Origin of the sequence: Lelliottia sp. 7254-16 (assembly GCF_002922995.1) — a bacterium.
GTDB classification, from domain to species: Bacteria; Pseudomonadota; Gammaproteobacteria; order Enterobacterales; family Enterobacteriaceae; genus Enterobacter; species Enterobacter jeotgali.
In genome coordinates, this window is sequence record NZ_PQVS01000016.1 from 41,021 (window position 1) to 55,688 (window position 14,668).

The 14,668-nt window shown below is 57.4% G+C and carries 12 protein-coding genes and 1 pseudogene; 5 read left to right on the top strand and 8 right to left on the bottom strand.

The window, feature by feature from the left end:
• Window positions 1–81: 81 nt before the first annotated feature.
• The 8 genes and pseudogenes from C3708_RS18565 to C3708_RS18600 form a co-directional block, all read right to left on the bottom strand.
• Window positions 82–855, bottom strand: a complete 774-nt coding sequence (locus tag C3708_RS18565; RefSeq protein WP_103949948.1) for an EAL domain-containing protein — start codon at window positions 853–855, stop codon at window positions 82–84.
• Window positions 855–1,721: a hypothetical protein gene (locus C3708_RS18570; RefSeq protein WP_103949949.1), complete on the bottom strand. Its 867-nt coding sequence runs from the start codon at window positions 1,719–1,721 to the stop codon at window positions 855–857. Before C3708_RS18570 ends, C3708_RS18565 begins: the two co-directional genes overlap by 1 nt.
• Window positions 1,722–1,734: 13 nt before the next feature.
• Window positions 1,735–2,217 carry a fimbrial protein gene (locus C3708_RS18575; RefSeq protein WP_103949950.1) on the bottom strand — a complete coding sequence of 161 codons (483 nt, stop codon included), beginning with the start codon at window positions 2,215–2,217 and terminating at the stop codon, window positions 1,735–1,737.
• Complete coding sequence (locus tag C3708_RS18580) at window positions 2,210–2,794, bottom strand: fimbrial protein (RefSeq protein ID WP_103947657.1); 585 nt, start codon at window positions 2,792–2,794, stop codon at window positions 2,210–2,212. The genes C3708_RS18575 and C3708_RS18580 overlap by 8 nt, the downstream gene beginning before the upstream one ends.
• Before the next feature lie 19 nt (window positions 2,795–2,813).
• Complete coding sequence (locus C3708_RS18585) at window positions 2,814–3,569, bottom strand: fimbria/pilus periplasmic chaperone (protein WP_103949981.1); 756 nt, start codon at window positions 3,567–3,569, stop codon at window positions 2,814–2,816.
• Window positions 3,570–3,598: 29 nt separating this feature from the next.
• A pseudogene (locus C3708_RS18590) lies at window positions 3,599–6,085 on the bottom strand (outer membrane usher protein).
• 1 nt (window position 6,086) lies between these two features.
• Window positions 6,087–6,641 carry a fimbrial protein gene (locus C3708_RS18595; RefSeq protein WP_103949951.1) on the bottom strand — a complete coding sequence of 185 codons (555 nt, stop codon included), beginning with the start codon at window positions 6,639–6,641 and terminating at the stop codon, window positions 6,087–6,089.
• Between the two features lie 89 nt (window positions 6,642–6,730).
• Window positions 6,731–7,246, bottom strand: a complete 516-nt coding sequence (locus C3708_RS18600; RefSeq protein WP_103949952.1) for a fimbrial protein — start codon at window positions 7,244–7,246, stop codon at window positions 6,731–6,733.
• 662 nt (window positions 7,247–7,908) lie between these two features.
• Between C3708_RS18600 and C3708_RS18605 the strand changes: the two genes are divergently transcribed.
• The 5 genes from C3708_RS18605 (at window position 7,909) to C3708_RS18625 (ending at window position 14,666) form a co-directional block, all read left to right on the top strand.
• On the top strand, window positions 7,909–8,538 hold the full coding sequence (locus C3708_RS18605; RefSeq protein WP_095280921.1) for a response regulator transcription factor: 630 nt from the start codon (window positions 7,909–7,911) through the stop codon (window positions 8,536–8,538).
• Entirely contained in the window at window positions 8,538–10,079 is a 1,542-nt protein-coding gene (locus tag C3708_RS18610; protein WP_095280920.1) for an MASE1 domain-containing protein, read from the top strand. The genes C3708_RS18605 and C3708_RS18610 overlap by 1 nt, the downstream gene beginning before the upstream one ends.
• A 43-nt stretch (window positions 10,080–10,122) precedes the next feature.
• A complete protein-coding gene (gene uhpC, locus C3708_RS18615) occupies window positions 10,123–11,466 on the top strand; it encodes an MFS transporter family glucose-6-phosphate receptor UhpC (RefSeq protein WP_255411607.1) in 1,344 nt (447 codons plus the stop codon).
• Window positions 11,467–11,478: 12 nt separating this feature from the next.
• On the top strand, window positions 11,479–12,510 hold the full coding sequence (locus C3708_RS18620) for an ABC transporter substrate-binding protein (protein ID WP_103949953.1): 1,032 nt from the start codon (window positions 11,479–11,481) through the stop codon (window positions 12,508–12,510).
• A 77-nt stretch (window positions 12,511–12,587) separates the two neighbouring features.
• On the top strand, window positions 12,588–14,666 hold the full coding sequence (locus tag C3708_RS18625; RefSeq protein WP_103949954.1) for an iron ABC transporter permease: 2,079 nt from the start codon (window positions 12,588–12,590) through the stop codon (window positions 14,664–14,666).
• Window positions 14,667–14,668 lie beyond the last annotated feature (2 nt).

A 14,668-nucleotide genomic window follows, 5' to 3' on the forward strand; every position in this document is an offset into this window, starting at 1 on the left:
AGCGTATATGAATAAGGGTGACAAAACGCCAGGAAATTAACCAAACTAATAAACCACATTCTTCCGATGGTAATATTCAATTCAGGCCGCAAGGTATTGTTGTAATTGCGTTTTACTTAGTGCATTTGAAAATAGATAACCCTGTTGGATCTGAATTCCCATTTCACAAAGTGCCTGAGACTGGCACGCTGTTTCAACGCCTTCAGCGATGACATCCATTTTTTGCGATTGGGCCAGCCCGGCAATCAGAGAAATAATCGACGCGGAACGCGCGCCTGACGATAATCCCTCGACAAATAAACGGTCGATTTTTAATCCATCGACATTGAATTGCTCGATACAATTCAGGTTTGCACAGCCGGTACCAAAATCATCAAAATAGACAGCAACATCCGCCAGCTGTAATTTCAGAATCGTTCCTGCTACTTCCGGTGTATTCGCCAGGGGCTGCGATTCGGTCACTTCCACCACCAGGCGATATTTTTCCAGCGGCAGAGCGGCAAGAAACGAGAGCGTATCGAAAACAAAACCGGGCTTTTCAATTTGTGACGGGCTGGCGTTAAAAGAGAGATGTAATCCGTCCGGCAGCAGCGCATCCAGTTCATTAATATCTTCGGCCACCTGGCGCAGCAGATGCTGGGTCATTTCTGGCATCAGCCCCTGCTCTTCGAACGCGGCAATCAGATCTACGGGGGTTGAATTCACATCAGCCAGCGCCCAGCGCATCAGCACTTCCAGCCCGAAGAGCGATTGCGTTCCGGCGTCAATCACCGGTTGATAATAGGGAACGATCTCCCCCATCATCAGGGCACAGTAGAGATCGACACTGCTTAAAGACGATTCAGGATTTTTCATTATTCCACCGTGATCAGCATAATCGTTGAGCCCGTAAACTCACCCGCTTCCGGCGTGCCATTGGTGCGCAGTACCGACTTCACAACCACGTTATCCTGGGCTTCAACATCCAGGGTAAAGCCCGACGTCCCTAGCACATTGCCGTTCATATAGAGTTCAGAATAGAGACTGCCGTCGTCGCGCAGTTCCACTTTGTCGGCGGAGTAGATGTAGAGTTTCAGCGTTTGCGAAGTCGTGCAGCTGATGCTCACATTTTCGCTGGCTTCATGCCCTTCCAGCTCCTTGCGACTCAGCGTGCCATGATCGAGGGTCAGCACGTCCTGGTCGAAATCACAGGAGCCGCTCGGTGCAGGGGCTGCACCGCAAATACTGCCGGGCATTAACGGGTAGCCTTCAAATGTCGTCGAGTTCACCTCCGAGGAGTTACTGCCGAGGTTTTTTCCGGCGGCATAAAAGAACCCGACGCACTCTTCGGTGGCGACCGTACTTCCGCTGTGGCGCGTGGTGGAGGAATAAGGCATCGGGAAGATGGCTTTCATCTCTTTGCCGAGGTCTCCCAGCGTCTCCGCCGTCAATAAAAATGGATAGACACCCGCCCCCCATGAACGGTGCGTACGGGGGCCAGACGTCCCGGCCGCGTTGTGCCGGTGACCGACAAAAATCGTGCATGCCGTTAAGCCGTAGCAGGGGTTGGGGGTGGAATCTTCCTCATCCCAGTCGGCAAGGGTAAAGCTGTAGTCGTAGCAATAGGTCGCGGTGCTTGAGCAGGTCGCAAGACTGTCAATCCAGGTCCAGATCGACGCGGACGCAGCCTGGCTAAAGGCCAGCCCTCCCAGCAACATGATGGCGTACAGCAATCGTTTCATCAGAATGTGTCCCTTACTGGTACTGAATTTTCAGCGTGGCGGAGGCGGTAAAGACCCCGGTTTCCACCTCGGTCGCGTCATCTTTCATGGGGGCGGCCTGCAATACCGGCACTTCCGGCCAGGTGAACGGCATCCAGGTGTTGAGCGGCATCGACTCCCCGTTCATGTACAGCTTGATGCCCAGCCCTTCCCGGTCGGTAGCGAGATAATCATCGCTGAACGAGGTGGCGGTACCTTCAAACTGCATCTCCAGATCGTTGGAGGTCAGATCCTCGCAGGCCAGCGAATAGTCGATGTTCTGCATAAAATGCTCGCCGTCGATCTGCTTCGACTGCAGGTTATTGCCGAAATCCACGTGAATGGTCTCGCCGTTGTTGATCTCGCAGACCCCTTCCACGATCACCCCCGTCACGTTCACCGTCAGGGCGGCATAACTGACGGATGTCAGCAAGAGCGCAGATGCGCCTGAAAGCAGGCGAAGAAAAAAACTAGTCATAGTTAAGCCTGAAGTGGATCAGCGCATGCCACGCGCCCGCCACCAGCGGGGCAGCGGTACGTTCCGGCGCGATATAGTAGAAAAGTGTGTTGCCGCCCGGCTCGAGCAGCAGCGGCTGCCCTTCGCTTCCCAGACGCACATCACGGTGATAGCGATCGGTCAGGCGCAGCGCCACGCCGCTCGTCCCGGACACTTTTACCAGACCCGGATTCAACACCTCACCCGGTGCCACAAAGCTGACGGTGACGGAGGGCTGATCGCGGCTCCAGAGCAGATCGCCGCTCCAGGCATCGCGAATCGTCGCGGGCGACGGAAGGCAATCTTCCAGGCGGATCGCGACGCGTACCGGCGTGCCTTGGTCGCCCGGTTTTTTCAGCTCACCGGTGGCGGTGGTGCCCATGTCGATCTCCTGCCACGCCGAGTCCATCGCCAGCCGACAGGCGCTCTCAGTCAATGCGCCATAAACCTGCAGCAGGCCGTATTCGCCGTCCACCAGCGCCACGTCATCGGCGGCGGCGGGTCCTGCGGCGAGCAGCAGCGCCAGTGCGCCCCCGTTTTTCCAGTCTCTGAATTTCATTCAGCCCTCCCTAAATCGCTTACTTTTTCTTTTCCTGCGGGACGGCTTTGCACGCGTTGCCCCCGCAGCTAAAGACCAGCTTCGCTCGTCCACCAAAGTCGTTCACATAGGTCAGGACCGGCGAACCGCCCAGTGCCGATGCGGCAGGCGCGAGAACCAGCTGCCCTTTTGGTTCAACCATCACCGGCTTAAATCCGGCCGCGGCTTTGCCGGTCAGCGTCGACGACGCATTCACCAGCGAGATGTAATATGGCGTCGGATTGGTGATGCGGTACGTGTCCCCTTCGCGCGTCAGGGTCAGCTGTTCCTGGAACGGCGTGGCGTAATCCGTGCGCTTCACTTCGAGGGCCGACGGGCGATAAAACAGCTTGATGCGCGTCTGGAGCGCCAGCTGCAGGGTGTTTGGTTTGGTGCTTTTCGGCGGGATCTCGCGCAGGTTGAAGTAGAATAGCGACTCCCGATCCTGAGGCAGACGCTGGATCGCGGCGGTGGATTGCACCTTGATCTGGCTCTGCTCGCCCGGCTCGATGCGCTGAACCGGCGGGAGCAACACCAGCGGATCGGTGATCTTTTTGCCCTGAGGATCTTCCACCCAGCCCTGCGCCAGATAGGGCAGGGTTTTGTTTTCGTTGGTGATCCGCAGACTGACGGATTTCGCCGCGCCGTCGAAAATCACCCGGGTACGGTCCAGCGCCACGGCGGCGTTGGCCTGGTGCGCCACAGCGCTAAACGCCAGCGCGATGCCCGCCAGGGCATGCAATCGTACAATCATCATCTCAAAGCTCATCTCTTATTCGGGCCGGTTCATTCCGGCGCACAGGTTAAAAGCAGGTTATCCAGTACCTGCGGAAGGACAGGTGGCAGGTTCACCACGCAGCGGGCTTTGCCGTCCCATTTCACGGTCATTGTTCCATTGGCCTGGATGCCGCTCAGCCAGACGCTCCCTTCGTCGTTCACGACGCCGGTTTCCTGATTTTTGTCATTCACGACGGAGGCGCCAAACGGCGGGAAACTGCCGTCGGCTTTACGGATAAACGCCATCGCTTTGCCCCCGGCGATCACGTCAAACTGGCGGTAGCCGATGGCCCCTTCGGTAAGCGTGGCCTGGGAAACGGAGCGGGTGACGTCGGCGTTTTCGTCCAGTTTGTCGACGTCGATGCGGATCGGGTTGCGGTAGTAGCTGTTCACATCGGCAATCACCGCCTTGCCGAAGCGGTTGGTTTTGACCGATGCGCCAAAGCCTTTCACCGGCACGCCGCTGACGCCTGCGGTATCGACCAGCACCCGGCTCCCGCCGCGCGCGTTAGAGCGATGCGCCGCCCCACCCTCCGTGGTCATGGTCAGACCGCCGTTGAGGGTCATCCCCAGGGCGCTGTAGCTCCCCGCCTGATAGCTGGCGTTGGCCTGCACCTGGGTGCTGTCGCCCTGCCAGGTGTAGTAGCCGTAGCCCGTTGGCCCGCTGCGCGACAGTCCGCTGCTCACCTGGAAGCTGTTGTGCTCATCCAGACGACCGTAATAGCTGACGCGATGGGTGTTATCCGTGCGGTTGATGGTCGCGCCGTAGCTCAGGGAGGTGCCGTTGCCAATCGGCAGTGAAATCGACACATACGCCCCGTCGTCCTTCAGGGAGTAGTACTCGCTGCGATACACCGACAGGGAGAGGCTCATGTTTTTGAACGGCCCGACATCGAGGTAACGCGACATCGAAAGCGTCAGGCGATCGTTGTCGGCGCTGTTCCAGTAGGTCTGATGGCTGTAGTTCAGATAGGTGCTCAGCCCCAGTTCGCGAAATCGTTTGTTGAAGGAGAGCGTGTATTTCTCTTTCGGGCTATGGGACGCCCCGCTGCCGTAGCGTGCGTCGAGATATTCCGACATGCTCATAAAGTCGCGCTCGGAGAAGCGGTACCCCGCGAAGGTCACCTGGCTGTCGTATTCGTCGAAAGTTTTGGAGTAGCTGACCCGATAAGAGGTGCCGGAGAGCGTGCCGTCAGACGGGAGCGAGGCGCGCGACTGGGTGATATCCGCCGCCACGGCGCCCAGCAGATAGAGGTCACGCCCAATCCCCATCGACAGGGCGTTGTAGTCCCCGCCGATGACCGTACCGCCGTACAGCGTCCAGCCGTTGGCGATCCCCCAGGAGGCTTCTCCGGAGGTAAACAGCGGCCCGGTCATGCTGTGCTCCCACTCGGAGGGTTTACCCGCCGCAAGCTTGTAGCGCACCGCACCGGGACGCGTCAGATAAGGCACCGACGCCGTCGTCACCTGAAAGGTCTGCACGCTGCCATCCAGCTCATCCACGCGCACGTCCAGGGTGCCGGAGACCGCGTCATTCAGCTCCTGAATGCGAAACGGCCCCGCCGCCACCTGGGTTTCGTACAGCACGCGCCCCTGCTGGCTGATGGTCACTTTCCCGCCGGAGCGGGCGATGCCCGTCACTTCCGGGGCGTAGCCGCGCAGGCTCGGCGGGAGCATGCTGAGATCCGAGTTCAGGCTGACGCCGCTAAAGCGGAAGGTGTCGAATATGTCCGAGCTCAGGTAATCCTCGCCCACGGTCAGCTTGGCTTTCAGCGACGGGATGGCGCGATAGAGGTAGTAGCGGCTGAAGCTGAAATCTTTGTCGGTATTGCCGTTGCGTTTGTCCCAGTTGGTCTGCCAGTCGGCGCGTGCGCGCCACGGCCCCAGATTCGCTCCGAGCACGCCGGTTCCGCTCAGGCTCTGGCTGTCGGACGAATTGACCGCGTGCTGGGTCTGCACGTTGAGGTTGTAGTCGGCAATCACCCCAGGAATCCCCTCATCCCAGCGCGACGGCGGGTCCCAGTTCGGGGCGGTGAATTCGAGGTAGGCCTGCGGGATCGCCAGATAGAGGGTATCTTTTGCCAGATCGACGCGCATCTCCAGCCCCTCGAGACTGGCTTTATCCAGACACTGACCGTCACGAAGCCAACGTTAATCCCGCATAGTGCTGGCTTTCAGCGTCAGGCGTGAAACCAGTTCAGGAGAGAGGCAGATCAGGCTGTCCTGGCCATTTTCACCGACCGGATAAACGACGATTTGCTCTTCTTTCAGGCTTTCCTTGTTCACCATAATGGTGAAGGTGTAGTCGCCTGGCATCACGTAGCCGCGACGCGAAAAATGGCTGAGGTCGATGTTGTCCTTATCCTGAGTATCCAGCACATCGGTGTTGAACTGGATCTCGTCATCGGCCCAGGACGCTGAAACCGGCAGTAGCATCCCTAAAATCAGCAAACTGAGGGTCGATCGTCTGAATCGTGGCGAAGTCTGTTTATTCATCTCAGTAATAATCCATTCTGAAGCGAATCAGCGACTGATACGTCCCTGATTTCAGCGGCTGGCCGTCGCTTACCATCTGCAGCGCATAGTGAAGATCGATATTTCCCCGGGTGACCTCTTTCGCCGGAAGCGCCACGCCAGGCACCGCGAGATTGCCGTCGGTATCGCGAATGGTGAGTTCAATGCCCTCGGCTTCACCGCGAATGGCAAAACGTTCCGTTCCGGTTATAGGATCAAAAGTGATTTGGTAATATTCAGAGTCGAACTGGCTGTTCCCTGGTGAGGGCAGCATCAGGCAATTGATTAAACGAACGGTAAAATGACGCGTTGGGCCATAGCCTTTGGTGGCTATTTCGGCGACGGGGGTTTCTCCCATATCAATCGTCTGGTCTCGGCTATCAAGATCAATGGCGCAGGGGGTATAAAGCACCTCCCCTTTAATGAATATTGCGCCGTCCCCCTGGTTTGCCGCCAGTAATGGCAGGCAATAACCAGACAGGAGAAAAAGGAAGATTTTCACGATCGGCGGTGTCGATGTAGATAATAAAAAATGCATCGCAATCCCTTTTCTCTTATTCGGTCAGAGTGGAATATCAGACGGCCCAAACAGGCCGCCTGAATAACATCGTGGAATAAGGTGAAACCTTATTCGTATGCCAGAGTCCAGTTCGTCACACCGGTGAAATCACCTTCAGTTGGCGCTTCGCCACCGATGATGTAGGCGGAGTACGCCAGGGTGTTGTCGCCGTTCTGGATGGTCTGACCTACGGTTGCTTCACCCAGGGTGATGGCGTTGCTGTCGCCGTCGGTCATCACGATGCCCACGTCAGTTGCAGAACCGGTTACACCCAGAACCGCGCCGTCAACGCTGGAATCCGCGCCGGTAAAGGTGGTGGAGACGGTGTTGGCCGTATCAACAGAGCAGTTTTCCAGGTGGATGTAGAAAGGAACCGGCGTAGAGGTGCCGCCGTTTGCCACTGCGGAGCTAGAAACCTGGCCCAGGTCAATAGTCTGATCGTCATCGCCTGCCGCTACGGAGCATGGCGCGTCAATCACGGAACCGGTGAAGGTCACCACGCCGCTGCCTTGATCGGCCTGAGCGCCAAATGCAGTTAAACCTGAAGCCAATACCAGAGCAGAAAAAACGTTATTCAGTTTCATAAAAGTGATCCTGTAATTTAAGGAAATGACACACAAATAAGATTTTTGATTAATGAATCTTGAGCAAAACGCTCCCGAGCCAGATAAATGCTCTGGCTTAATTTCCTCATCAATAAAAAAACCTCTAAACATATTCACCAGCAAGTTCAAACCTGATTGTGTATTTCGGCTTGCGCCTTGCTGATGCAATAAATAGTAACCCGTAATGACCGAAAAAAAAGGCGAAATAGCCCTTCCAGTCAATAACAAACAACTCCAACAAATAAGAGATTAAATTAGAATAATAAATACAGCAGAACCGGTAATTAGATTTTAATACTAACAAAACAGAAAATAATAGATTATCGAACCATAAGATAATGAATCAAGCGCAACAGGCAGAGGTAAAATCACTATTCGCAGCAGCAATGCTTCACAACTTCTTCACCTGTTTTCACACGACATCAATAAACAGACAATTTGATTCATATATTAATGCGCCTCTATTTCCAGTCCCTGAAAAAGACAATACCCATTCCTTGCCCTGATACCGGCAGAGATATTGGCAAAGGTTTTTAATTTATTGCATTTTTGTTACACAGGTTACATAACCGCGCTCAGCTTATTGCCACTCCCGGCGCAACAGGCATCATGGATATCAACTTCGGTAAGAGAAATAAGCAATGATCAAAGTGGTGCTGGTGGATGACCATGTGGTGGTGCGGTCTGGTTTTGCGCAGCTATTAAATCTGGAGGACGACCTGGTGGTCGAAGGCCAGTACAGCAGCGCGGCCGATGCCTGGCCTGCATTAACGCACAGCGATATTGACGTCGCGGTGCTGGATGTCGCCATGCCGGATGAAAACGGGCTGAGCCTGCTCAAGCGTCTGCGCCAGCAGCGCCCGACGTTTCGCGCCATCATTCTGAGCATTTATGACACGCCCGCCTTTGTGCAAAGCGCCCTCGACGCCGGGGCCAGCGGGTATCTCACCAAACGCTGCGGCCCGGAAGAGCTGGTGCAGGCGGTGCGTTCCGTCGGCATGGGCGGCCATTATCTGTGCGCCGATGCGGTCAAAGCTCTGCGCGGCGGCCAGCCGGTATCGAAAGTGCTCAATGTCCTCACCCCGCGCGAACGGGAAGTGTTCGACCTCTTAGTCAAAGGCGAAAGCGTCAAAGCCATCGCCTTTACCCTTGAGCTGAGCCATAAAACCGTTCACGTCCATCGCGCCAACGTGCTGGGGAAATTGCAGTGCAGCAGCACCATTGAGCTGGTGCATTTCGCGCTCGACAACCAGCTGCTGACGGGCCACTGATGCGGCGTTCCCTGCGGCACATTGTCCTGTCCTTGTTCATTATGCTGGCCTGGGGAACCGGCTGGCTGATGCTGTGGACGCTCAGTTTTTACCTCACCCACAACGGCCAGCAGGCGGTGCTTTTTCTGCCGCAGGGCGTTTATCTGGCGTTACTCATTCTTCTGTCACGCCGCTTCTGGCCCGCCGTGGTGTTACCCACGTTGGCCGCGATTTTGTGGCTGCACAGCGAACAACTGCTGACCAGCTATCTGATGCTGGCCGCGCCACCGCTCGGGCTGATCTCCGCTTACGCCGTACAACGTTACTGGCACCGTTTCCCGCTTTACTGGCAGCGCCTGTCCCTGCTGATTGCGGCGGTGAGCGTCAACGCCCTGCTGCAAACGCTGGTCCTCGCGCCATTTCTGCAAAGCCCGGCCACGCTGCTCGGGCTGGCTTCGTTTACCGGCGGGGTCCTGCTGACGCCGTTTGTCTATCTGGTGTTTGAATTTTTACGCCAGCAGCACCGGTATCATCTGCTCGGGCTGGACACCACCAACCCGCCCCTGCGCACCTCGCTGATTATCTGGTGCAGCCTGTTTTTCATCATCGGTATCGGCACGCAAATGGTGCTCTCCCCCGCGCTGGAGCGGCTGCTGCTGATAGTGGTGTTCCTGCCAAACGTGGTGATGGCGTGGAAATTTGGCTGGCAGGGCGGCGTGCTCTCCGGGCTACTCGGCAGCATGATGATCACTATTGCCCGTCAGGTGGGCGTCGGGTTTTCCGATCTGCTGGAGCTGGAGATTTTCCTCGCCACCCAGTCGCTGCTGGGCATCGGGCTGGGGATTGCCATCAGCCGCCAGCAGCAATTAGCCCTGAATCTCGACCACTATCGCCGCAGGCTCGAAACAGAGCTACAGGCGCGGCGGGAGCTCACTGAAAAGCTGATCCATACCGAAGAGGACACCCGCAAACACCTGGCCCGCGAGCTGCACGACGAAATCGGCCAGAACATTACGGCGATTCAAATCCAGTCTCAGCTGGTGAAACGCGCGGGAGACACGGCGCTGGCAGTCGAAGCCGCCGGGCAGATCAACGAGCTGGCGCGGCGCATTCACCACTCCACTCGCCAGCTCTTGCGCCAGCTCCGCCCGCCGGTGCTGGATGAACTGTCGCTGAAAGAAGCATTGCACCATCTGGTGAATGAATTTGCCTTCCCCGAACGCGGCATTACCTGCCGTTTTGACTGGCAGCTGGACGCGCCGCCGCAAAACGAAACCCTGGTCTTTACCCTCTATCGCCTGGTGCAGGAGCTGCTGAATAACGTCAGTAAACACGCGGATGCCAGCGAAGTACGGATCGTGCTGCGCCAGCAGAATCATCGTCTGATCCTCGACGTGTCGGACAACGGCAGCGGGATTCAGCCCGATAACACGCCCGGCTATGGCATTCAGGGAATGCGCGAGCGCGTCCACGCGCTTGGCGGCGAATTCACGCTGGAATCGCAGAGCGGCACCCGCGTAATTGTTAACCTGCCCACAATTTTGCAACAAACACCGCACTAACCAGGAAAAAGTCTTAGCCACTCCAGACTTTCTCTCATCCCTTTTGCCTTGCACTTTCTTACAGTCAGCTCAAACGGAGAACGCCATGCACGCACTGTCTGCTGAACAGATTTCTCAACGCTATCAGGCTTTGCGCCCACGCCTGTTGCTGTGCATGGCCGTCGGCTACGCGGCGTTTTACCTGACGCGAAAAAGCGTCAATTACATTCTGCCCGCGCTGCAAATGGATTTAGGGCTGAGCAAAAGCGACATCGGGCTTATCGGGTCGCTGTTTTATCTGAGCTACGGACTGTCGAAATTTGCCGCCGGACTGTGGCACGACCGCCACGGACAGCGGGCGTTTATGGGGATCGGCCTGCTGGCCACCGGCGTGCTGAACGTACTGTTCACCTTCAGCGATTCGTTTGGCCTGCTGCTGTTCATCTGGACGCTGAACGGATTCTTTCAGGGATGGGGCTGGCCGCCGTGCGCGCGCCTGCTCACCCACTGGTATTCGCGCAACGAGCGCGGCTTCTGGTGGGGATGCTGGAATACCTCCATCAACATCGGTGGGGCGATTATTCCGCTGATATGTGCGCTTGCCGCCCATCTTTGGGGCTGGCAGGCCGCGATGCTGACACCGGGGATTATCAGCATTGTGCTCGGCATTTGGCTGACCACACAACTGCGGGGGACACCGCAGGAAGAGGGTCTGCCAACGGTCGGGGAGTGGCGCAACGATCCGCTGGAGTTGCGCCAGGAGCAGCAAAGTCCGCCGATGGGTTTGTGGCAGATGTTACGCACCACCATGCTGCAAAACCCGATGATCTGGCTGCTCGGCGCGTCGTACGTGCTGGTGTATCTGATCCGCATCGCGCTGAACGACTGGGGCAACATCTGGCTGTCGGAAAGCCACGGCGTCAATCTGCTCAGCGCCAACGCCACGGTGATGCTGTTTGAGGTCGGCGGTTTGCTTGGCGCGCTGTTCGCTGGATGGGGGTCGGATTTGCTGTTCAGCGGGCAGCGTGCGCCGATGATTTTGCTGTTCACGCTGGGCCTGATGGTCTCTGTCGCTGCCCTGTGGCTGGCGCCGGTTCACCACTACGCCCTGCTGGCGATGTGCTTTTTTGCGGTCGGATTTTTTGTCTTCGGCCCGCAAATGCTGATCGGTCTCGCCGCCGTCGAATGCGGACACAAGCAGGCGGCAGGTTCGATTACCGGTTTTCTCGGCGTCTTTGCCTATCTCGGGGCGTCGCTGGCCGGATGGCCGCTGTCACTGGTTATTGAACGTTACGGCTGGTCGGGGATGTTCAGTTTGCTCTCCATCGCCGCCGTACTGATGGGTTTATTACTGATGCCGCTGCTGATGTCGGGCATCACCGCTTCTCGCAGTCACATAACGTCTTAAAAGGGCTGAATAATGAAAACAACGCTTCTCTCTACCCTCATTGCTTCCGGGATCGCGCTGGCTACGTTAACCGGGGCCGCGCAGGCGAAAGGCCGTCTGGTGGTCTATTGCAGCGCCACCAACGAAATGTGCGAAGCCGAAACCAAAGCGTTCGGCGATAAGTACGACGTCAAAACCTCGTTTATCCGCAACGGCTCCGGCAGCACGCTGGCGAAAGTCGATGCCGAGAAGAAAAACCCGCAGGCGGATATCTGGTACGGCGGCACGCTCGATCCGCAGTCGCAGGCCGGTGAAATGGGGCTGTTGCAGCCGTACAAATCGAAAAACCTTGAGCAGATCATGGAGAAATTCCGCGATCCGGCCAAGGTGAAAGGCAATCTCTCCTCCGCCGTGTACGTCGGCATTCTCGGTTTTGGCGTCAACACCCAGCGCCTGAAAGAGAAAAACCTGCCGGTGCCGAAGTGCTGGAAAGATCTGACCAAACCGGAATACAAAGGCGAGATCCAGATTGCCGATCCGCAAAGCTCCGGCACCGCCTATACCGCACTGGCGACTTTCGTGCAGTTATGGGGGGAAGATCAGGCGTTCGACTACCTGAAACAGCTTAACGGTAACGTCTCTCAGTACACCAAATCCGGCATCGCCCCGGCACGTAACGCCGCGCGCGGTGAAACCGCCATTGGCATTGGCTTCCTGCACGACTACTCGCTGGAAAAAGAACAGGGCGCCCCGCTGGAGTTGATCTCGCCGTGCGAAGGCACCGGGTATGAAATCGGCGGCGTCAGCATCCTGAAAGGCGCGCGAAACGAAGAGAACGCGAAGCTGTTCGTGGACTGGGTGCTGTCAAAAGAGGCTCAGGAACTGGCATGGAAGAAAGGCAAATCCTACCAAATCCTGACCAACACCACCGCCGAGACTTCGCCGAACTCCCTCAAACTCGACGATCTGAAGCTGATCAGCTACGACATGGACAAGTACGGCTCAACGGATGTGCGCAAGGCGCTTATCAACAAATGGGTCAGCGACGTGAAGATGGGTAAATAAGCCTGCGATAAGTGGTCAATGCCGGGTGGCGGCTGCGCCTTACCCGGCCTACATTTTCCTCAACACCCGGAAAACTTATGTCACACACACTCGCTCTTCATCCCGTCAAAAAACGGGATGCGGTATTCCTTTGGGTTTTACTTGGCTGGGTGGCGTTTGCGCTGCTGCCGAGCTGGAGCCTGGATTACGGCCTGCTGGAGTCAACGCGCGAAGAAATTCTCGACGCCTACAGCTGGTCCCATTTCAATATCAGTTGGCTGTGGTATCTGTTACCGAGCCTGCTGCTGGTGCGGCCGTTCAACGAAGCGAAGCGCGAACAGCGCAGCCGTCACTACCTCGACGCGGGCTGGGCGCTGCTGTGCATGGCCTTTATCGTCATCAGCGCGACGGTGGAAGGACGCGGTTTAGGTTTTGCCACTATCGTGCTGTTCGTTGCCCTCGGCGCGATCATGACTCTGGCGCTGACGCGTCTGGAGTGGCTGGGCGGCGACCGCTTTGTGATTGGCTCGCTGATTACCATCGTGGTGCTGATCGGCATCTTTATCGTCTGGCCGAGTATCGCCATTTTCATTCCGATGTTCACCAACGACGCCGGCGAGTTCGCCCCGCTGGCCTTTATGACCGTGCTGTCACAGGCGCATATCGTGCAGGTGATCATCAACTCGGTCCTGCTGTCGATTGCCGTCGGCATCGGCTGTACTTTCTTCGGGCTGGTGCTGGCGATCTACACCACCCGCATCGCGAAACGCAGCGCCATCATCGGGCGCATCTTCTCGATCCTGCCAATCGTCACCCCGCCGTTTGTGGTGGGGTTGGGCGTGACGCTGATGATGGGCCGCTCCGGGTATGTGACCGAGCTGATGGTCGACTGGTTCGGCCTGACCAACACCAACTGGCTGTACGGTTTTACCGGCATCTGGCTGGCGCAGGTGCTGGCGTTCACGCCGATGGCGTTTATGATCCTCGACGGGGCGATCAAAACCATTCACCCCTCGCTGGAAGAGGCGTCATACACCCTGCGCGCCAGCCGCTGGCAGACCTTTAACGGCGTCTTCGTCCCGCTGCTGAAACCGGCGCTGGCGAACGCGTTCCTGATCGTGATCGTCCAGTCGCTGGCCGACTTCAGTAACCCGCTGGTGCTTGGCGGTAACTTCGACGTTTTAGCGACGCAAATCTACTTCTACATCACCGGCTCTCAGCTCGATTATCAGGCCGCCAGTACCCTCGGCGCGTTCCTGCTGGTCTTCTCGCTGCTGGTGTTCTGCATCCAGTACATGTGGATCGGTAAGCGATCGTACGTCACCGTCTCCGGTAAATCCTACCGCGGCGACGTGCAGCCGCTGCCGGTAACGCTGGTGTGGAGTGTGGTCGCTCTGCTGGCGGTGTGGGTAGCCTTTAACGCCCTGCTCTACGGCAGCATTTTCTACGGCAGCTTTACGGTCAACTGGGGCGTGGATTACACCCTGACGCTGGATAACTTTATCAAGCTGTTCGGCCAGGGCATGAGCGACGGCGCATGGCCTTCTCTGCTCGACACCCTGCTTTACGCCGGGATCGCTGCGCCAATCACCGCCGGTTTTGGCCTGCTAATCGCCTGGGTGGTGGTGCGCCAGCAGTTCAAAGGCAAAAAGACCATCGAGTTCACCACCATGCTGTGCTTCGCCGTACCGGGCACGGTAGCGGGTGTCTCTTATATCCTGGCCTTTAACAGCGCGCCGGTTTACCTCACCGGCACCGCGGCGATTGTGATTATCTCGATGGTGATGCGTAACGTGCCGGTCGGCATTCGCGCCGGGATTGCGGGCTTAGGGCAGATCGATAAGTCGCTGGACGAGGCGTCCCTCAGCCTGCGTGCCGGGAGCTTGCGCACCATTACCCACATTCTGCTGCCGCTGCTGCGCCCGGCGATCCTGTCGGCGCTGATCTACAGCTTCGTGCGCGCCATTACCACCGTCAGCGCCATTGTGTTCCTCGTCACGCCGGATACCCGCGTGGCGACAGCCTACATCCTGAACCGCGTGGAAGACGGCGAATACGGCGTGGCGATTGCCTACGGCTCGATCCTGATTGTGGTCATGCTGGCGATCATTTTCCTCTTTGACTGGCTGATCGGTGAGTCTCGAACCTCCCGCTCTAAAGCCAAAAACCAGGCGTAACA